An 18730-nucleotide genomic window follows, 5' to 3' on the forward strand; every position below is an offset into this window, starting at 1 on the left:
GATTATTATCCTGATGATCTGATGATCCGAGGTTACCTCAAATTTTGCACCAAGCTCGGTTGCAAAGCTACTAAATCCCAATGCATATCAGCGATTTATAAAAAACTACGGACAAATTTAACCGAATATCACGACCTCAAGCCATGATGGGATGAGCTTGGAGCAACACCTATGGTTCAGCAGCAAAACGGTCTGCTTAGTGACGATGCCTTAACCCGCCCGGAGAATGGCGCTACTTATAGCTGCTCAATTGCCATCATCGGCGGTTCGACAGCTGCCTATACTACAGCCCTGACGGCACTCAAACTCAAGTTGGATGTTTGCTTGGTACAGCCCCAAAGGATGGTCGGAGGGCAGTTTACAGCCCAGGCATTGCCCGCCTCTGACGATGGCGATTTATTGCGACACCAGGCAAACCTGACAAACTTAGCGGGTGAAGAATTCGCCATCTCCAAAAGCCAACGGCTGTTTCGGCAACGGCAGCGGCAGCTACAGCCGGTGTCGGGACGGGTGGTTAAGGATCCAGGCGGGTCTTGGGTGTGCCCGCTGTCAACGACTCCGGTGGTGGCGTCGATGGCCCTAAATGAGCCCCTAATGCCCTATCTGAAGTCCGGTAAGCTCACACTGATTCCCTATGCTGAGCCGACATCGCTGCTGCTGACTCAAGCAGAAGACAGCCCGCGCCGGGTGACCGGTGTAGCCTGTCAGGATACTAGAACCCAACACTCATTTACCGTAAAGGCCCAGGTGGTGATCGAAGCTACCGACTTTGGCGATCTCCTTGAACTCGCCAATCTGCCCTCACGGGTGGGCCAAGAAGCCCGCAGCGATACCGGAGAAGCGATCTTACCTGAGGAGGCCCGTCCTGAGTGTCAGCAATCTTTTACCTTTGATGTGGTAGTGGAACGCACCTATCCTGGCAAAGGCGTACCCGTACCGGCACCAACAGAATATGGTCGTGTCCCCTGGCTTAATATCCAAGAGTTTACGGGAGATTTTTGGGTCAGAAAAAACAATGTTTGGAAAAAACGTGATTTCTTTCATGCCTTTGGTATTTTTCGCTATCGACGTTTAAAGCGTCGGTATTTGAATGAGAAACTAGTTTCTCCTGGCGATGTTGCCGTGATTAATTGGGGCACATCCAACCATCCCCAGCGAGGGCAGTGCTGTGGCAATGACTATCGCACCGGGTATCTTATTGGTCTCAGTCGGTCCGAGCGGCAACAACAAATTCAACGGGCCAGGATACGGGCTCAAGCCTACATTCACTATTTGCAGGTTAGCGGTGTGTCCGACCTCAAGCCTCGAGGCGATCTGACCTGGACTAAGGATGGCATTGCCCTCGAACCCTATATTCGAGAAGCGCGTCGGGGCATTGCCTTGACCACTATTCGCCATGAGGATGTGGCCGCTAGCTTTTTCCCGAACCAGGCCAGGGCACGCACCTTTGATGACACCCTGGGAATAGGGCAGTATCACTATCTAGACCTGCATGGCAATTTGGTGGAGGGCCATGTCAACCCTCGGGGGAAAGATGTGATTGCGCTACCGTTTACGCTGCCTGCCACATCTCTGGTCCCGGTAGATACGGATGGTCTGGTGCTGTCGGCCAAGAGCATCGGCACCACCCACATTACCAATGCGGCCTATCGGATGCATCCGGTGGAGTGGGCCATTGGTGAAGCCAGCGGCTTTTTGGCAGCCTTTAGTGTTTGGACGGGAAAACAACCCCGTGAGATTGTTAGCGATGAATCTCTGCTGTGTAAACTGCAAGGATTTGTCACCCGCAATGGGATTCCCATTGTCTGGTTTGATGATGTGTCCCATCGTGATTCTGACTTTGAGGCGATTCAAGTGATGGCGGCGGCGGGGATTATCACCAGTGAGAATGCCAAGAATCTGCACTTTCGCCCCCATGGCAGTGTCAGTCGGGCCGTGGTGTGTACAGCCCTCGTCAATCTGTTGGGGTTAGAAAAAATCACGCCGGAGCAACCTTCGTTTAAAGATGTACAGCCTGGCCGTCACTGGGCCTATAGCACTGTTGAAACCCTTAAAGCGACAGGTATGGTAGCGGGGATGCGTCGAGGGGTGTTTGCCCCCGATCAGGCCATGACTCGGAAACAGCTTGGCTTTTTGGTTAAGCAAGCCATGCCCCAAGCCTATGGCGCGGCCTTTGCCAACACCCCTCGAGATCAGCGGATTGTACAGCGGCGAGATCTGGCACGGGTGTTTTATGTCTTACTAAAGGCGAAGCTTGCTATCTGAATAGCCCAAGGGCAGAGTTACGCATTTGTGGGTACAAAAATCGGCCATTTGCAGGTGTGACTGCCCAGCGGGTTGTCCTAGACTCCGGGTATGTGTCGCTAGGACAAATGATTTATGCCGACCGAACAGATGACAATCTATGTCCCCCCTCGGGTGAAGCAAGAAATTAAACAGCTAGCTACGGCTAAAGAGCAGTCTATGAATATGGTTGTGGTAGAAGCGTTAGAGCTTGCGATCGCAGCCTGGACAGCTCAAAACAGCGCTTAAAAAGACCTGTTATGATGTCTGGCTTTGATGCCATTGTCGGGCCTGATCTCGCACAGCGTCATAGTCTTCGCTGGACATTTTATCGAGATTTTTCAAAATAAAATTCATCCGACCCTGCTTTTGCAGTTTGTCGCGATGGCGCGCCAAAAAATCCCAATAAAAGAAATTAAAGGGGCAGGCATTCTCTCCTATACGGGCCTTAGGATTGTAATGACAACCTTTACAGTAGTCGCTCATGCGATTGATATAGTTGGCAGAGGCGGCATAGGGTTTAGTGGCGAGCATTCCCCCATCGGCAAACAGCCCCATACCAATCACATTGGTTTGCATTACCCAGTCGTAGGCATCGATAAAGGCCGCATGGAACCAGGACTCTACTTCCTGGGGAGACAGTCCGGCAATCAAAGCAAAATTACTCAGGATCATCAGCCGCTGAATATGGTGGTTGTAGCCCGTGCGTTTAGCCTGGTCGATACTCTGGTGCAAACAGTTCATGGAGGTATCGCCAGTCCAGAAAAACTCGGGTACGGGCTGGTGATGCTCAAAATAGTTGCCCGCTGGATAATCGTCATTCACATAGCTATAGAGACCACGCATATATTCTCGCCAGCCCAGCACCTGCCGAATAAATCCCTCAACGCTGTTTAGCGGCAGCTCCCATTCGTGGTAGGCCGTTTCCACCGCCTCAATCACCTCCAGCGGCTGTAGCAGCCCGATATTTAGATAGGGCGACAGCAGCGCATGCCAGAGCGTATCCTCACCGGTCACCATGGCATCTTGATAGGGGCCAAAGGTGGTCAACCGCACATTAATAAAGTAGTCCAGCACCTGCAACGCCTGGGAGCGCGTTACGGCCCAGCCAAAGGTGTCTAAATCTCCAAAGGTGTCTAGCTTGGCCACATCTGCCATCACCTGCTGGGTAATCTCATCGGGGTCAAACCAGTGGGGAGCCGGTGGATTAATCTCTTTTTTAGGGGGTTTACGATTCTCTTTGTCGTAGTTCCACTGTCCGCCGATGGGTTGTTTGTCATCGGCCATCAGGATGCCATAGCGTTTGCGACCCTCACGGTAAAACGACTCCATCAGCAAACGTTTACGACCGTCAGCCCACTGTTTAAACTCCGCCACGGACCAGAGAAAGTGATTGTTGGGAACCACCGTGAGCTGGCAGGGCAGGTTCATGTTTTCTAGAAACCGGGCAAAGGGACGGTCAGCGGGCTCCATCACCCGCAGTTCGCTAATGCCCTGGGACTTAATCCACTGCCGCAGCGGTGTTTCAAAATCATCGACTATTTGATAAGTAACAGCGCGACCCTGGGCCTCTAGCTCGGAAGCAAAGTGGCGCATAGCCGACCAGACCAGCACCAGCTTTTGGCGATGATAGCGACGCTCGGTACTGTGACGACGGGACTCGATAAAAATAACTGGAGCCTGGGGCTCACTGGCCAGCGCGGCCTGAGCCTCCCAAAGCTGATCCCCCAATACCCAAATGCCAACGGTCATAGAATGTACCACCCAACGCCTTACTGCTTTATGGCTATATCTTTGGCGTTGCTGATCCCCGGTATGACTTCATCCGTGAACTGCTGACTACCAGAGTATTTCACAGAATCAGTTTATCCCTTACATCAGCAACAGCTATGCTTTAACCTATGGCGTTTTTATCAACACACGCTAGTATTTGCGTAGGATAAATGTTCTGATGCATGAGGTGATCTCCATGAGTGTCGCTGAAGCCACCCCCTGTGTGCTGCTGGTGGAAGCCAATGAAGACTTGGCCCATGATGTCAGCAATGACCTGCGGGAGTCGGGCTATATTCCACTGGTGGCCACCACCATCGATTCTGGTATGCAGGAGGTGCGTAACCGGCAGCCAGCGCTGATTGTGGTCAATCGCATGCTGGCGGGAGAGTCGGGGTTGGATCTGTGTCAGCAGCTGCGATCGCAAGGAGACCGTACCCCCATGCTGCTACTGATGGCCCGTGATAACCTGGACGACCGGGTAGCCTGTATTGAGTCTGGGGCCGATGACTATATCCTCAAACCCTACCGCAGCGATGAATTTATTGCCTTAGTCAGCGCCTATCTGCAGCCCAGCGAGCACGGCATTGAGCAAATTGTATTTGGGGAGCTTACCCTCAACGTCACCAATCGCCAGGCCCTGCGCGGCAGCCGGGTGATTGACCTCACCATGAAAGAATTTGAGCTGCTCAAATATCTGATGGAACATCCCAGAGAAGTCCTGACCCGCGAACAGATTTTAGAAAATGTCTGGGGCTACAACTTTATGGGTGAGTCGAATGTGATTGAAGTGTACATTCGCTATCTGCGGCTAAAGATCGACGGCGACGGCGAAAAGCGGCTGATTCAAACCGTGCGCGGTGTGGGCTACGTACTGCGAGAAGCATAACGCTGATAGTCAAACATTGATTGAACCAAAGGAAATACGTGTGATCAACCGGCATACAAGGCGATATTTACCCCTGCTAGCATGCTGTCTGCTGCTCGCCTGTTCTACTCCGTCAGCAGAGACGCCACCGGCAGAGACACCGCCAGCAGAAACAGTCACACCTGCCGCTGATCCTGCGCCCACCGATCCCGCTTCCATGCTTACCGGACCTGGTCAAGTGCTACCCATTACCGCCCAAGCCACCATTGCCGGTGAAACCTTTGACCTGGAGGTTGCTCGTACGTCGCAACAGCAGAGTCTAGGGCTGATGCACCGTAAGACCCTACCTGATAACCGGGGGATGCTGTTTCCCTTTAGCCCGGCTCGACCGGTGGGTTTTTGGATGAAAAACGTGCCCGTGGGTCTGGACATGGTGTTTTTATATCAGGGGCAGGTGCAGGGGATTGCCGAAGCGCCCCCCTGTGAGGCCGATCCCTGTCCTACGTATAGTCCGGGCAGACTGCTGGTGGACAATGTGATCGAGCTGCGGATTGGCCGGGCGGCAGAGCTGGGTTTGCAGAAAGGGGATCGGGTGGAGATCGTGTTTTTGGAGGAATAGCCGCTGGCTTCGACTCCGCTCAGCCAGCTACATACCAGCTACATAACTTCCAGAGGGTTGAGCGGAGCCGAAGCCTAGGTAGCTGAGCGAAGCCGCCTAGGTAGCTGAGCGAAGCCGCCTAGGTAGCTGAGCGAAGCCGAAGCTACCGCAATACCTGGCTAGCTGCAGAGACGCCGCTACCGGGGGTAAAGCCCTCGTAGCCAAGGATTTGTAGGGTGGTTTCAAGGGAAGCAATGGTGGCGAGGATGTCGCGATCGCACACAAACCCAAGATGCCCAATCCGAAAGATCTTGCCCTTGAGATGATCCTGACCACCTGCCATCGCAATATCAAACTGCTTGCTCATGGTGGAGCGAATCGCCTCAGCGCTGACAATTTCGTCAGGGATCACAGACGTCACCGCCGGGCTGCTAAAGTCGTCGGGAGCCAGCAGCGGTAAACCCAGCGCCTTCATCGCCGCACGACAGGCCTGCTTCTGCCGCTCGTGCCGGGCAAAGATATTTTCCAGACCTTCTGCCTTCATCATCTCTAGGGCCGCCTGCAGACCGAAATACAGGTTTACCGGCGGTGTAAACGGCGTGCTGCTCTTAGCAAATGATTTGCGATACTTACCCAAGTCCATATAGAACTTAGGCAGCGTGGCGTTCTTATAAGCCGCCCAAGCCTTTTCACTAACCGACACAAACCCCATTCCCGGCGGGATCATAAAGCCTTTCTGGGAGCCGGAGGCCACCACATCTAGACCCAGTTCATCCACCTTGAGGTCATAGGAGGCCAAACTCGTCACCGCATCCACAATGATCAGCGCTTCACCGTGGGCTTGGACCTTCTCGTTGATCGCTTCGACCGGGTTGAGTACACCGCTGGATGTTTCGCTGTGGGTAACGATCACAGCCTTGATCGCCTTGTCGCTATCCGCTTCTAGGGCTGCGCCAAAGTCTTCAGGCTTAAGGGGGACACCCCAGTCTTCTTCAATAACTTGTACATCGAGACCAAAGGCTTTGGAAATCTGCGCCCAGCGATCGCCAAACTTACCGTTTCTGCCCACCAGAACTTTATCGCCCGCGCTCAGGAAGTTGATGATCCCCGCTTCAACGACGCCTGTGCCGCTAGCGCACAGCGTCAATACTTCATTCTTGGTTTGAAATAGCCACTGGAGGCCCTCATTGACCTCGGCAATGATTTTACTAAAGTCGCCGCTGCGGTGGCCGATGGGGTGCTTGCCCATCGCCTGGAGAACTTTCTCGGGTACCGGTGTGGGTCCCGGAATCATTAGCATTGCTTTATTGTCCATGGGTTTGGGGGATGACGTAGGTAAAATAGGCATTGCTGATCTCCGCAGGATTGACTCTAATTGGTTCGCACCACAAATCAGCAATTGCAAAAGTGCATTCCCCAGAATCGCATAAGTTTTGGGATCCCCCCCTGCATTTTTGATGTGTTGTAAGGTTTTGATTATGGGCAGTGAGCTTTTTACGGTCCTAAAAGGCTCGTTTGGTATCTTAGACAAAAGCTATTACGCAAGGACATCAGAGATTAATGTTTGCAGAGGCAAGTACTGCTGAAAACAGCCGTGATCTACTATCAAAGATTTCGAGCATCATCGTAGAAGCAGTTGAGCCTGTTCAAATAGTTCTATTTGGCTCTCGTGCAACCGGGCGTGCTCGCCCCGATTCTGATTACGACTTGCTGGTGATTGAAGCTGAGCCCTATGGTCCTGGACATAGTCGTCGGCAACAGGCAACAAAGCTCTGGGTAGCATTGTCAACGTTGGGCATTTCAACTGATATTTTGATGTATAGCCAAGCGGAAATTTCCCAATATAAGGAATGGCGTAATCATGTTGTTGCCCATGCTTTTAGAGAGGGGCAGATATTGTATGAACGACCTGAGCGAAGCTAGAAGTTTACTGAATGCAGCTAATCGTGATTTGCGTGCAATGTCAGGAATGACCGATAGTCAGGTGTTTGCTGATGAAATTTTTGGTTTTCATGGGCAACAGACAGCAGAAAAAGCCCTAAAAGCATGGATTTCCGCGTTGGGTGAAGTGTTTCCATTTACCCATGATGTAGCTGCGTTGCTGCGAATCATAGAAGCTAAAGGCTATGACGTTAGTAGTTTTTGGGAGCTGGCTGCGTTTAATGATTTTGCAGTACGCCTTCGATATGCTGAATTAGAGAATGACGTGGAACCATTGGATCGTGAGCAAAGCATCGCTATGGCTCAGGCCATTTATCAGCATGTGGATAACTTTATCTCGGGGCAAGTGTCGTCATGAAGATTAATCAGCTAATTGCTCACCCACTCACTGCTGAGGCGTTTCGCCCTTTTGGACAGGTGCTAGGTCCCCAACATGATGGTAAAGCCTATGATACTGAGGATGCTCAGCTTAAGTTGGATGGGGGCATTCCACGTTTTTACATCATGCAGCTAGAGCGTAAGGGCACCCGGTTTGAGCGGATTACGCGGCATTTGGCCTGTACGCAGTGTTTGGGCTCGCTAGAAGGCAAAGAATGGCTGATGGCAGTGGCTCCCCCCTGTGATGGTAGCGCGCCGGACCCAGAACAGATTCAGGCGTTTAAGATTCCTGGGGATTGTTTTATTAAGCTAGGGGTGGGCACCTGGCATGCAGGGCCTTTGTTTGAAACAGATGTGATTAATTTCTATAACCTAGAGCTAAGCGATACCAACGTAGTCGATCATGACACCTGCAATCTAGAACAAACCTACGGACTAGCGTTTGATATTGTTGATTAGGTAAGCGCTGCGACTAGGATGCGCATGAGATCGTCTAGGTCTTCAGGAACACGATAGCTGTCTAGACCTTGTTCAAAATGTTTGGTATCACGATGGAGCCAAGCAAATTGCCAGACTGTTCCTGTTGTTATTGCACCTAATAACATGGGTTGCTCAGGGGTTTTCTCCCACTGATCCAGAGCAACCATTTCGGCGATGAGCTGAGTAAAACCGTAGTCTAAGTCCTGGCGTTTTGCTTCGATGACTAGCAGCTCTGTTTGAGTTTTTAATAGGTAGTCTAAATATCCCTGCAGTTGAGTGTTGACTTTGATGGGGTATTCAATCCGTAATTGGGCTTTAGTGTAGTGGACCAGTTCTGAGACTACTCGCGAGATGAGGACTTCGCGTCTAGATGTTTCGCTGGCTAGATCTACATAAGGGAGTATTTCTTCGATGCGGGCACGAAGTTCTTGAATGCGGTCTAGCTCTCCTTGAAAGCGGGGTAAGCTTAACCGTTGACGAGTCAGGGTATAGCCAAGCTCAACGGCAAACTCATCAGCTGGAATCTTTAGGTCAAAGATTCTGCTAAAGGTATAGGACTGATCGGACTTAAGCACTTGAGCCATGGGTTACTCCTAGATACAGTGAGGGCTGTCATTGGTGATTACTATTTTGGAGCATTTAGAATGGAGTCGTCCGTAAATATGGTTCAAGATTATGGAAATTAGGCTAAAGCCGGAGGAAGCTGAGGGTGACAGATGAGGCTATTTCAATTAGATATAGGATTTGCTAGCTCACTCAAGAAAGTATTAAACCAACAAGCACAATGAAATTATGAGTGAGGAAGTACTAAAAACTAAGGATTTTCTTCCATCAAAGCTGAATCATTTGCTCAGCGAGTTCAAGCAAAATTTGCAGGATTATTACCAAAATCGCTTACATCGCTTGGTATTGTTTGGGTCCTATGCTCGGCAGCAGGCCACTACGGATTCTGATATAGATGTGTTGATTGTGCTGAATGGGCCAGTCGATGCGAGCACAGAGATTAATCAAACAGGAGCATTGGTAGCACGTCTATGTTTAGAAAATGATGTATTGATTTCGCGCCTGTTTTTGTCAGCAGCTCGGTATGAAGAGGAAAATTCACCGCTGTTACGAAATATCCGACAAGAAGGGGTTTTACTGTGATGTCGGCACCTGAAAGCCAACCAGTTCACCCAGAAGTATTACCGCCAGAATCTGATCAAACACATGTTCCTACAGCACAGGATTTGCCGTCTCACTATCGCAATTTGGATTGGCAAGACGGTGCTGAATTTATAGCTGAAGGTGCTTCTGGAGTACCATTTGCCGGACCAGCGATCAAGCGCTTTATAGAGATTTCTACTGGAGTTGGCCAATATAGACAGGAAAATCGACTTGAGGACTTGAACTGGAAATGGTTGTTAGATCAAATTCCTATACTACAAGAGAAAATTAATATTCTTCTCAGCCATTTGCCGAAAGAGGATAAACCAGCTCCGGCTGATTTCGCAGCAATCGTAAAAGCTGTTCTACAAGCCTCTGAAAAAACTGCTGATTCTAGAAAACGCCGTTTACTCAAAAATGCTCTTACCAGCGCATTCAATTTAGAGCAATATAGCAATGGTTTGACGCTACGCTTAATATCTATTCTTGAGGGATTAGAGTATGGGGATATAGAACTTCTGAATAGAATTTCGCAAGCAGAACAGAGAGTACTCAGCTCTAGTTTAGACGAAGATGAGATTGGAGTTATAGAAACGTTTAGAAATCAGCCTATTTCTAAGCTTGATAAGCAGCAAATATTTAAATCTCAGATTGTTCTTGGAAATGACTTCGAGCTAAGCTCTACATCAATAGTGTTCCATCATTTGGACGTCCTTGAAAAATATGGTTTGATTGCTATAGACGACTACAGTGCTATGTCACAAATTACAGGTACCCTCAGAAAAGTACTTGCTTGGCAGAAGTTGATCAATAAACAAGCTGATCAGTTAAGAGGGAGCAGCTATGTACAGATGCCTCAAATAACATCATTAGGGCAGCAAATGCTTGAGTTGATTTTGAAGAATTCAAGTGTAGATCCAGACAATGTGGGCTGAGCGAAAAAACTACCTTAAATATCTTTTAAGTAGAGAGCCTTAAAATCTTCAGCTGCTTCAGGCTGAATTTGTTTCAACGCCTGAATTAGACTAATCACTGTTTCAGAACTAGGGTCACGCACTTCATTAGCCCAGCGATAGACATTAGATGCACCAATACCCATCACAGCTGCCAACTTACCTTGGCTAATACCGTGAGTCTCCATCACTGTTTTAAGTGCCTTTCCCGCTCTGCCCATGTCTTTTATCGTTACAAAGGCATAGCATTTCGTATACAGTCCAATTGGACTGTGATATTCTAATTAAGTCCAATTGGACTGTGCCTGTTTTCTAAATAGACACGGTCTCTATCCCTCAGATCCTTTTATGAGAACTCAAGCCTTTGTGACACTTCCTGTTCCTACAGTTACCCCCGAATCCTCCTTGCAGCTCTACTCAGTCCCGAAACCCGATCGTGAACCCGTCAAAATCCTCGTCATCGGCTCCCAGGCAGCCGTCAACACCATCACCATTTCGCCGAACCCTTCGAATGGACCCAGTTTTTACCCACCGATCGCCCCATCCAACCTCAACCCGACGAATCCATGCGGGCATTGGTGAAGTACCTGCCGCGTCAGTAGACTATAGAAAGCTTTTCGCTACCCCCCTTATGGCTCGCTGGTTTAACACAACAGGCCCCTGTGTCCAAACAAAGCACTACACGCTGCCCACCCCCCGCTGGTCAGTACCTGGGGTACAACGCCTGGTCGATCAAGAAAACTACTTTGTCCTCCACGCCCCCCGTCAAATCGGCAAAACTACTGCCATGCTGGCCCTGGCCAAAACCCTGACTGACTCAGGGCAGTATGCAGCACTACTCGTATCAGCAGAGTTGGGGGCTCCCTTTTCAGACGATCCGGGGGCTATGGAGCTGGCCTTACTAAATAGCTGGCGTGGCGATGCCAAAATACAGTTGCCTGCAGATTGTCTGCCGCCACCCTGGCCAGAAACATCTCCGGGTCAGCGAATTGAAGCGGGCTTGAGTGCTTGGAGTCAGGCTATTCCAAGACCGTTGGTGCTTTTTATTGATGAAATAGACACGTTGCAAAATGGAGCGCTGATATCAGTATTGCGACAGTTGCGCAATGGATTTCGCAGTCGTCCCCGTGGGTTTCCCCAGTCTGTAGCGCTAATCGGCCTGCGGGATGTGCGGGACTATAAGGTTGCCTCAGGCGGCAGTAACCGGCTGACGACATCGAGCCCGTTTAACATCAAGGCAGAGTCGATCACGATGCGAAATTTTACAGCCGCTGAAGTAGCAGAACTATATCAGCAGCATACGGATGATACGGGCCAGATATTCTCGCAAGCGGCAACAGAGTTGGTCTTTGAGTTGACTGATGGCCAGCCCTGGTTAATCAATGCCCTGGCTCGTCAGCTGGTGGAAGTCTTGGCTCCGGACCCAGCAACTACCATCACGCCAGAACTTGTGCAGCAGGCTAAAGAGATTCTCATCAAACGTCAGGATACCCATCTGGATAGCTTGGCTGAGCGCTTACAAGAACAACGAGTTAAGACCATCATAGAACCGATGTTGGCTGGCTTGCCGCTACCAGTTACCTCCAATGACGATCGGCAGTATTTAGTAGATCTTGGCTTGCTCAAACGCTCACAAGCGGGAGGATTGGTGATTACCAATCCGATTTATCGAGAAGTATTGGCTCGAAATTGATTTGTCTGTCCTAGGTGTTCTGGAGTCGTTGTTGAACGGTTGCCTGGAGGAGCAAAATCTCGGCATCAATGCGATTGCGTCTGGCTGCCCACACACTATTAATGGAGGCGATACCGGCTTCCTGGGCGACACCTTCCTCCGCATCGATTTGTTTGGCAATGGCGAGCTGACGTTTGCGAAGCTCAATTTCCTGGGGGGTGACTGACACTCTGGGTAGGGGGACGGCGCTGCCTGTCTGCAGACTTTGCCTGGCCTGTAGTACCTTAATCTCGCAATCGAGGCGAAATCTTTCGATGGATAGGACATCCCGTTGCAAGGTGAGGGATGCTTCCCGGTCTAATTTGGCTTGCTCTTCAATAAATTTGGCAAAGTCGGCCTGGTACTGTCGCAGTTCGATTTCATTTTCTGTGACGATGGCCGGAATGATGGGCACTGAACAAGACGAGGGTACTGAATAAACGCCGGGTAGGGCGCGGGCTGCCATCAGCTGAGTATCGGAGGATGGTGATTGCACTTGAGAAGTAGTACGGCGTGCCGCCAGCGTGGCGCTGTGCATCCCTGCCAGGGTAACGATTAAAACCGCGATGAGCAGCGATCGCAAAATTTTTGGAGCAACTGGCCACATGTGCTTTAGATGTTTCATTTCAGGAGTCAGCAATACTTTCTAATAGTTTCAGTCGCCACTACTGATTTTCCCTAGAAAATTTAATGCCCGGCATTGGCCATAATCAGTGACCAGCAGCGGCTAGCTAAGACAGCATCTGTCATAGTACTCAGGTTTCGCGGATTTTACGTCAATTGATGACAGACCCTAGTGTATATACGTAAAAATCTGTATTCTTTGGGTAGATAAAAACCCCTGTGCCACTATGACAACTGGATCTTCAGTGTATCGGCTGCAACGTGTTGGGATATCGCACAAGTATCTGGTTTGGTTAGTAGCGATTTGGCTGATGCTGACCGGTGCTGCGATCGCACAAACCGTCCCTAGCGATTTGCCCTCTCCGGTGGACCCGGCTGTGCCATCGTTAGAGCCGCTAGAACCGGAACCATTGCCTGAAGAGGTGCCTCTGGAAGTTGCTCCCACTGAAGACACCGTAGACAGACTCAGGGATTTGAGTGTTTGCCCACCCCTGGCGATCACTGACGAACCCACCTATTTAGTGACTGCCATTGAGGTGGTGGGTAGTACGGTACTGGGCGATGAAATTGCGGCCCAGGTGGCCTGCTATCAAGGTCAGGAGCTGACACTGAGCGATCTGTTGACGTTGCGATCGCGCATTACCCAGGTCTATGTTACAGCGGGCTACATCACCTCGGGGGCCTTTTTGCCCAATAACCAGGATCTGACCGATGGTACTGTCCAAATTCAGATGGTGGAAGGCCAGATTGAGGCTATTCAGGTTAATGGGTTGAGGCGTTTGAATAGGGGGTATGTTCGCGATCGCATGGCCCGTGTCACCCAAACTCCGCTCAACCAGGAAAATCTAGAAGCAGGACTCCAGCTCCTTCAGCTGGATCCCCTATTAGACCAGGTCAATGCTGAACTCACCTCGGGTAGTTCGCCCGGTCTGAGTCTACTGATTTTAGACGTGCAAGAGGCAGACCCCTTTACCATTTCCTTTACCGCCGATAACTATCGCGCCCCCAGCATTGGCTCAGAACAGGGCACAATCTCAGCAGACTACACAAATATTCTGGGTCTCGGCGACCGGCTCTCCGGATCATTTAGCCTGAGTGAAGGGTTAAATCTCTACGATATCGGCTATGAAGTCCCCATCAATGCCCGCAATGGCACCGTTAGGGCTCGGTTTAATAATAGCGATAGCCGCATTGTTGAAGACCCCTTTGACGACATCGACATTCGCAGCGATGCCACAACCGTATCGGTAGGCGTACGTCAGCCCCTGTGGCAAAGTCCAGCAGAAGAGTTTGCCCTCGGGTTAGATTTTGACTGGCGGCGCAGTCGCAGCTTTATTTTAGATGACATTCCATTTTCATTCTCCGTGGGTCCAGAAAATGGCGAGTCCCAGGTAAGCGTACTACGGTTTTACCAGGACTGGGTAAAGCGCGATTCTAAGCGTGTTTTAGCAGCGCGATCGCAGTTTAGTTTAGGGTTGGATTTATTTGACGCCACGGTCAACGATAGCGGTACCGACGGACGTTTTTTTGCATGGCAGGGGCAGTTTCAGTGGGTAGAACAGCTATCGCCCCGGTTACTGCTATTGAGCCGGGTTAATGGTCAGCTTACCCCCGATTCATTGTTACCCATTGAGCGGTTTAGCGTAGGCGGCATTGGTACCGTGCGCGGCTATGCCCAGAACCAGCTGGTGGCAGACAATGCACTGACCGGCTCGGTGGAGCTACGAGTCCCGATTTCAGGCGATCCAAATTATTTGCAGCTGACACCATTTATTGAAGCAGGCGCCGGGTGGAATAATCGCATTGCCGACCCGGACCCATCATTTTTGTTGGCAACAGGCTTAGGACTAAGGTGGCAGATATCTCCCGAGTGGTTTATGCGGGTAGATTATGGCATTCCGTTGGTGGACGATGACAACTCAAACGATTCACTCCAAGAGAGTGGAATTTATCTTCTCCTAAATTTCAGTCCTGAATATTTTTAGGCCGTAGTATGACTAGGCGTTAACCCACACCGAGTTCAAAATGCTGATGTTTTAAGCCCATTGGTGATTAGACGTAACCCACTAGTGGCGAACGAATGCTTATGCACATCCAATTCCTGAAGAAGTTTAATAACGTTTTTTGATTTTGAATAAGCTCTAGGCCTTCAAATTTATATACTCGGTAGGGAAGTTACCGTAGTGATAGCGGCATCAGTCAGGATAAGGTGCAATCTTAACTCTTCTAAGAAGTCGTAGGTTTCAATAAGAAACTCATGATGTCGCCACAATTGTTTACAGCGCCTCCCTAGATTTTAGCTCTTTAGTATAGAGGATTTAGGTGATGAAAGACGTTAGGCTTAATATTTTCAGTGCTCTAACCTTGCTGAGTATTCTTAGCTCAAGCACAGTGGCCTATGGTGCCGTGCTGTTTCGAGATGACTTTGAGGGAACTGGCAATGTTAGTGCAGATCTCTGGGATTTACCCCAATTTCCAGTACCAGCTCCTGGCCCAGGAGAGTCAAACCCGACATTTTTAGGCCGAACCCAGCTCAAACTGAATGAGCGACCGGCAATCGTTAATGGAGTTGCCCAGCTTGAGTTAAATACCTTTAATCCACGGAATAGTAATTTAGGACCTGGCGAAATACCGTCTTTCTTTGGCTCTGAAATCATCTCTACTACAACATTTAGCCGAAAGAATGGACTTGCCGTAGAAGCACGGACTCGGTTAAATGCTCCTGATTCTTTGGGCACCTCTACTCAAAGAGGGTTGGTTGCAGCCATGTTTCTCTTTGATAGTACAAAGATAAATTCCAATCAATTTCTATTCAATGAGATTGATTTTGAATTTTTAACCAATGATGTCAATAACGCTGAAGCAGGAAGCCCTCCAAGAGTTTTAACTAATGTTTTTGCAAATGATCCGCCAGGAAGAGGTGATCCCGCATTTATTAATATTGACAATTTGGACTTAACAGAATTCAACACGTTTCGCATAGAGTGGTTGCCAGACAAGGTTCGCTGGTTTGTTAACGGCAATTTAATTCGCACTGAATCTGCCTCTACAGGAGATTTAGATGTCAATATTCCAGAGACTCCCTTGAATCTTCATTTGAACCTTTGGGCTCCAGCAGCCGATTTTGCTGATGCTTTTGATAATTCACTACAACCTGCATTCAGTCTGGCGACAGATCAATCTTTCTTTTATGAGATAGATTTTGTTCAAGTAGAGCAGCTAGAAGCTGCCTCAGTCCCAGAATCAAGCACTTCTTTTGGAGTTATCCTTTTGGCTGGATTAATCGGGTTGCGGAAGGTCTGCAGGCAAACAGAATAAATGTTCTCAGACTGAAAGCTATTAAGAAGCTTTAGCATACTACCAATAATTCACTTTTTTGTATTATAAAGCAAAAAGACAACATCTTTATTTTGTGTTGTCTACCGCTTTAGCATGGCAACCAGCTGACCAATCAGGGGCACTACTTTAATGAAAACTTTCAAGAAAGGTATTTGCATATCTTTAATTACGCTAGGGTTATTTAATAATTATCGAGTTTTACCGAGTATTGCTCAAATAACGCCAACATCTGATGGTATCGGGACTACTGTGACAGCTACTGAGACTGACTTTAATATTGATGGTGGTACTCAGAGTGGCGACAATCTTTTTCATAGCTTTGAAAATTTTAGTTTGCAGGTTGGCGAGAGTGCTAATTTCATTACTAACCCATCTATCCAAAATATTCTAGGTCGGGTTGTCTCTGGTAATGCATCTATCATTAATGGGTTGGTTCAAATTACTGGTGGCAGCTCAGCAAACCTGTATCTAATTAATCCTGCCGGTATTCTCTTCGGAGCAAATGCACAGTTAAATCTTCAAGGCTCATTTACAGCTACGACAGCTAATGGCGTTGACTTTGGTAATAGCCAATTTAGCGTTTCAGGAACCAATGATTTTCCTGGGCTGATCGGTAAACCTTCAGGATTCATTTTCACAGATAGTAATCCTGGTAGCGTTGTTAACACGGGGCTACTATCTGTAGAAGAAGGAAATTCTCTAACGCTACTGGGGGGAAGTGTCATCAATACAGGTGAGCTTTCTGCACCAGGCGGCCAGATTACCTTGACTGCGGTTCCTGGAAGCAGTCGGCTACGTATGAGTCAAGCCGATATGCTTCTAAGTCTGGAGTTAGAGCCTATTTCTCAACCCATTGAAGCTGTTGATAGCTTGAGTCCCCTTTCCTTAGCTGAACTTCTCACAGGAGGGAAATTAGCCAATGCTTCGGAGATTACACTTAATGCAGAGGGCTTACTCCAACTCACTGACAATACTAATGGACTTGAGGTGACAGCTGGAACAGCGATTGCTGCTGGAGCCCTTGAGGTGACTGACACCCTCGGTGGCAGCATTAATATACTGGGAGATCGTGTAGCTCTAATCAAGGCCAATATCAATGCTTCTGGGGATGACGGGGGCGGTATCGTTAGAATTGGTGGGGGATATCAAGGCCAAGAAAGTATTATTAATGCAGCTCGAACATATGTAGACGATAGCTCTGTTATCATCGCAGATGCTTTGCAAGCTGGAGATGGTGGTAGTGTCATTATATGGGCCGATGAACTGACTGGATTCTATGGCCATACCAGCGCTCGTGGGGGTGTTAATGGCGGCGATGGCGGATTTATTGAAATTTCTGGCAAAGAGAGCTTACTCTTTGATGGCTCTGTTGCATTAGAGGCTCTTGAGGGGATTGACGGTACGCTGCTGTTAGATCCTATCAATATTGACATTGTAGCTGGTGGAGGTGTTGATGATGGTCAGCTGAATGACAATCAGATTTTATTTGGTGATGCCCCTTTAGATAATTTTCAGATTGGAGCAGCATTTCTACAGAGCTTAGATGGAACTTTGTTGTTACAGGCAACTAATGATATTACTGTCACTCAGAGAGTAGCTCTAAATTTTGTTACGGGTGGACCTATTACTTTTTCTGCTGAAAATAATTTTTTGATGGAGCCAGCTAGCGCCATCGTTACAAATGGTCGAGATCTAAATATTACCGCTGCTAATATCAGTGCTGCTCAGGGGACTATCAATACTTCAGTTAATGGGTTGCTTAATGCCGGTAACATCATGCTGACAGCCAATGCTGGCGATATTAGCACATCTGATCTAAATGCACTTGCTACTAATTTGGGTAGTGGTGGGCAAATCTCTCTAAGTGCAAGCGGAAATATTAACACAGGCGATATTAATACTTTTGCAGAGGCCGCTAGTGGCAATGCTGGTCAAGGAGGAAATATTAATATCTTTTCAGAGAATGGCAATATTACAACTAACATCCTCCGTTCCTTTTCAAACTCTGCTCCTCCAGGCAGTGGTAATAGTGGGTTTTCAGACAATGGTGGTTCTATTACCCTTAATACAGAAAACGGAAATATTGTAACAGGAGATATTTTTTCATTTACAGTTGGCCGCTTAGGTAATGCTGGCAGTACTGGTGGAAATGTTCAAATCACAGCTGAAAATGGCGCTATCGCTACTGGTCTTTTAGAAACATTTGCTTTCTCAGATCTAGGTGTGCCAGGTCAAGGTGGAGCCATCGCTTTGAGCGCTGATGGGACAGTTAATATTGGTGAAATCAACCCCAACCTAATTCCTATAGATAGCAATGTGGCAACAGTTTCCATTGCCAGTAATTTTGATAGTATTACAACAGAAGATATTAATAATTCAGGCCAGCAGGGGGGTGATGTCAATCTCAATGCCGCTGGGCGAATTACAACAGGTATATTAGACACTCAGGGAGTGAATACCCTCGGGGGTAATATTGTTCTTGCAACAGATTCGCTGCTCAGTGTAATTGGCACATTTCTTGATCAAAATGGATTAACCGTTAGTATTTCAAGTGCAGATAATCAGAGCGGAGGTAGTATCTCTATTAGCCATGGTGGTGGCTCTATGGATATTCCTTTCGTAGTTGGAGATGCTAGTGT

18 protein-coding genes are annotated in these 18730 nt (G+C 48.7%); 13 read left to right on the forward strand and 5 right to left on the reverse strand.

Annotated features, from left to right (window positions below):
• Positions 1-171: 171 nt before the first annotated feature.
• Both IQ260_RS11820 and IQ260_RS11825 read left to right on the forward strand, forming a co-directional pair.
• Positions 172-2265, forward strand: a complete 2094-nt coding sequence (locus IQ260_RS11820; RefSeq protein ID WP_193993311.1) for an FAD-dependent oxidoreductase — start codon at positions 172-174, stop codon at positions 2263-2265.
• A gap of 114 nt (positions 2266-2379) precedes the next feature.
• Positions 2380-2532, forward strand: a complete 153-nt coding sequence (locus IQ260_RS11825) for a hypothetical protein (protein ID WP_193993312.1) — start codon at positions 2380-2382, stop codon at positions 2530-2532.
• A 9-nt stretch (positions 2533-2541) separates the two neighbouring features.
• Here IQ260_RS11825 and IQ260_RS11830 read toward each other — a convergent pair whose 3' ends face one another.
• Entirely contained in the window at positions 2542-4035 is a 1494-nt protein-coding gene (locus tag IQ260_RS11830; RefSeq protein WP_193993313.1) for a cryptochrome/photolyase family protein, read from the reverse strand.
• 217 nt (positions 4036-4252) lie between these two features.
• Here IQ260_RS11830 and nblR point away from each other — a divergent pair, with 217 nt between their 5' ends.
• Positions 4253-4942, forward strand: coding sequence for a response regulator transcription factor NblR (gene nblR / locus IQ260_RS11835; RefSeq protein ID WP_193993314.1), 690 nt, complete (start codon positions 4253-4255; stop codon positions 4940-4942).
• A gap of 40 nt (positions 4943-4982) precedes the next feature.
• A complete protein-coding gene (locus IQ260_RS11840) occupies positions 4983-5540 on the forward strand; it encodes a DUF192 domain-containing protein (RefSeq protein ID WP_322744940.1) in 558 nt (185 codons plus the stop codon).
• Between the two features lie 142 nt (positions 5541-5682).
• Here the strand turns inward: IQ260_RS11840 and IQ260_RS11845 are convergent, their stop codons facing one another.
• Positions 5683-6867, reverse strand: coding sequence for a pyridoxal-phosphate-dependent aminotransferase family protein (locus IQ260_RS11845; RefSeq protein ID WP_322744941.1), 1185 nt, complete (start codon positions 6865-6867; stop codon positions 5683-5685).
• Positions 6868-7079: 212 nt separating this feature from the next.
• On the opposite strand from IQ260_RS11845, the gene IQ260_RS11850 reads away from it, so the two are divergent.
• The 3 genes from IQ260_RS11850 to IQ260_RS11860 are packed head-to-tail and all read left to right on the forward strand — an operon-like array spanning position 7080 to position 8297.
• Entirely contained in the window at positions 7080-7442 is a 363-nt protein-coding gene (locus IQ260_RS11850) for a nucleotidyltransferase domain-containing protein (protein ID WP_193993315.1), read from the forward strand.
• Positions 7420-7818, forward strand: coding sequence for a HEPN domain-containing protein (locus tag IQ260_RS11855; RefSeq protein ID WP_193993316.1), 399 nt, complete (start codon positions 7420-7422; stop codon positions 7816-7818). The genes IQ260_RS11850 and IQ260_RS11855 overlap by 23 nt, the downstream gene beginning before the upstream one ends.
• Positions 7815-8297 (forward strand): ureidoglycolate lyase, encoded by a 483-nt coding sequence (locus IQ260_RS11860; RefSeq protein ID WP_193993317.1) that lies wholly within the window; start codon positions 7815-7817, stop codon positions 8295-8297. The genes IQ260_RS11855 and IQ260_RS11860 overlap by 4 nt, the downstream gene beginning before the upstream one ends.
• Here the strand turns inward: IQ260_RS11860 and IQ260_RS11865 are convergent.
• Positions 8294-8902, reverse strand: coding sequence for a hypothetical protein (locus IQ260_RS11865; RefSeq protein WP_193993318.1), 609 nt, complete (start codon positions 8900-8902; stop codon positions 8294-8296). The genes IQ260_RS11860 and IQ260_RS11865 overlap by 4 nt on opposite strands.
• A 208-nt stretch (positions 8903-9110) precedes the next feature.
• Between IQ260_RS11865 and IQ260_RS11870 the strand changes: the two genes are divergently transcribed.
• Together IQ260_RS11870 and IQ260_RS11875 are read left to right on the forward strand one after the other, a co-directional pair.
• Entirely contained in the window at positions 9111-9464 is a 354-nt protein-coding gene (locus IQ260_RS11870; protein ID WP_193993319.1) for a nucleotidyltransferase domain-containing protein, read from the forward strand.
• Positions 9464-10399 carry a hypothetical protein gene (locus IQ260_RS11875; RefSeq protein ID WP_193993320.1) on the forward strand — a complete coding sequence of 312 codons (936 nt, stop codon included), beginning with the start codon at positions 9464-9466 and terminating at the stop codon, positions 10397-10399. Before IQ260_RS11870 ends, IQ260_RS11875 begins: the two co-directional genes overlap by 1 nt.
• Before the next feature lie 14 nt (positions 10400-10413).
• Here IQ260_RS11875 and IQ260_RS11880 read toward each other — a convergent pair whose 3' ends face one another.
• Complete coding sequence (locus IQ260_RS11880) at positions 10414-10638, reverse strand: helix-turn-helix domain-containing protein (protein WP_193993321.1); 225 nt, start codon at positions 10636-10638, stop codon at positions 10414-10416.
• A gap of 290 nt (positions 10639-10928) precedes the next feature.
• On the opposite strand from IQ260_RS11880, the gene IQ260_RS11885 reads away from it, so the two are divergent.
• Positions 10929-12110, forward strand: coding sequence for a hypothetical protein (locus IQ260_RS11885; RefSeq protein WP_193993322.1), 1182 nt, complete (start codon positions 10929-10931; stop codon positions 12108-12110).
• Between the two features lie 10 nt (positions 12111-12120).
• Here IQ260_RS11885 and IQ260_RS11890 read toward each other — a convergent pair whose 3' ends face one another.
• Positions 12121-12753 carry a hypothetical protein gene (locus tag IQ260_RS11890; RefSeq protein WP_193993323.1) on the reverse strand — a complete coding sequence of 211 codons (633 nt, stop codon included), beginning with the start codon at positions 12751-12753 and terminating at the stop codon, positions 12121-12123.
• 226 nt (positions 12754-12979) lie between these two features.
• Here IQ260_RS11890 and IQ260_RS11895 point away from each other — a divergent pair, with 226 nt between their 5' ends.
• The 3 genes from IQ260_RS11895 to IQ260_RS11905 form a co-directional block, all read left to right on the forward strand.
• Positions 12980-14737 carry a ShlB/FhaC/HecB family hemolysin secretion/activation protein gene (locus tag IQ260_RS11895; RefSeq protein ID WP_193993324.1) on the forward strand — a complete coding sequence of 586 codons (1758 nt, stop codon included), beginning with the start codon at positions 12980-12982 and terminating at the stop codon, positions 14735-14737.
• A 340-nt stretch (positions 14738-15077) separates the two neighbouring features.
• The gene (locus IQ260_RS11900; RefSeq protein ID WP_193993325.1) at positions 15078-16070 is read left to right on the forward strand and encodes a glycoside hydrolase family 16 protein; all 993 of its coding nucleotides are present in this window, start codon (positions 15078-15080) and stop codon (positions 16068-16070) included.
• A 150-nt stretch (positions 16071-16220) separates the two neighbouring features.
• The coding region (locus IQ260_RS11905) for a two-partner secretion domain-containing protein (protein WP_193993326.1) at positions 16221-18730 on the forward strand (2510 nt) is incomplete at its 3' end.

The organism is Leptolyngbya cf. ectocarpi LEGE 11479 (assembly GCF_015207065.1).
GTDB classification, from domain to species: Bacteria; Cyanobacteriota; Cyanobacteriia; order Phormidesmidales; family Phormidesmidaceae; genus Leptothoe; species Leptothoe ectocarpi.

Bases quoted from the DNA above. Each gene is read 5' to 3' on its own strand.
- IQ260_RS11885 (WP_193993322.1), top strand. From the start codon at position 10,929: ATGGACCCAGTTTTTACCCACCGATCGCCCCATCCAACCTCAACCCGA.
- IQ260_RS11845 (WP_322744941.1), bottom strand. From the start codon at position 6,867: ATGCCTATTTTACCTACGTCATCCCCCAAACCCATGGACAATAAAGCA.
- IQ260_RS11860 (WP_193993317.1), top strand. From the start codon at position 7,815: ATGAAGATTAATCAGCTAATTGCTCACCCACTCACTGCTGAGGCGTTT.
- IQ260_RS11830 (WP_193993313.1), bottom strand. From the start codon at position 4,035: ATGACCGTTGGCATTTGGGTATTGGGGGATCAGCTTTGGGAGGCTCAG.
- IQ260_RS11855 (WP_193993316.1), top strand. From the start codon at position 7,420: ATGAACGACCTGAGCGAAGCTAGAAGTTTACTGAATGCAGCTAATCGT.
- IQ260_RS11865 (WP_193993318.1), bottom strand. From the start codon at position 8,902: ATGGCTCAAGTGCTTAAGTCCGATCAGTCCTATACCTTTAGCAGAATC.
- IQ260_RS11900 (WP_193993325.1), top strand. From the start codon at position 15,078: ATGAAAGACGTTAGGCTTAATATTTTCAGTGCTCTAACCTTGCTGAGT.
- IQ260_RS11890 (WP_193993323.1), bottom strand. From the start codon at position 12,753: ATGAAACATCTAAAGCACATGTGGCCAGTTGCTCCAAAAATTTTGCGA.
- IQ260_RS11875 (WP_193993320.1), top strand. From the start codon at position 9,464: ATGTCGGCACCTGAAAGCCAACCAGTTCACCCAGAAGTATTACCGCCA.
- IQ260_RS11870 (WP_193993319.1), top strand. From the start codon at position 9,111: ATGAGTGAGGAAGTACTAAAAACTAAGGATTTTCTTCCATCAAAGCTG.
- IQ260_RS11880 (WP_193993321.1), bottom strand. From the start codon at position 10,638: ATGGGCAGAGCGGGAAAGGCACTTAAAACAGTGATGGAGACTCACGGT.
- nblR (WP_193993314.1), top strand. From the start codon at position 4,253: ATGAGTGTCGCTGAAGCCACCCCCTGTGTGCTGCTGGTGGAAGCCAAT.
- IQ260_RS11820 (WP_193993311.1), top strand. From the start codon at position 172: ATGGTTCAGCAGCAAAACGGTCTGCTTAGTGACGATGCCTTAACCCGC.
- IQ260_RS11850 (WP_193993315.1), top strand. From the start codon at position 7,080: ATGTTTGCAGAGGCAAGTACTGCTGAAAACAGCCGTGATCTACTATCA.
- IQ260_RS11825 (WP_193993312.1), top strand. From the start codon at position 2,380: ATGCCGACCGAACAGATGACAATCTATGTCCCCCCTCGGGTGAAGCAA.
- IQ260_RS11895 (WP_193993324.1), top strand. From the start codon at position 12,980: ATGACAACTGGATCTTCAGTGTATCGGCTGCAACGTGTTGGGATATCG.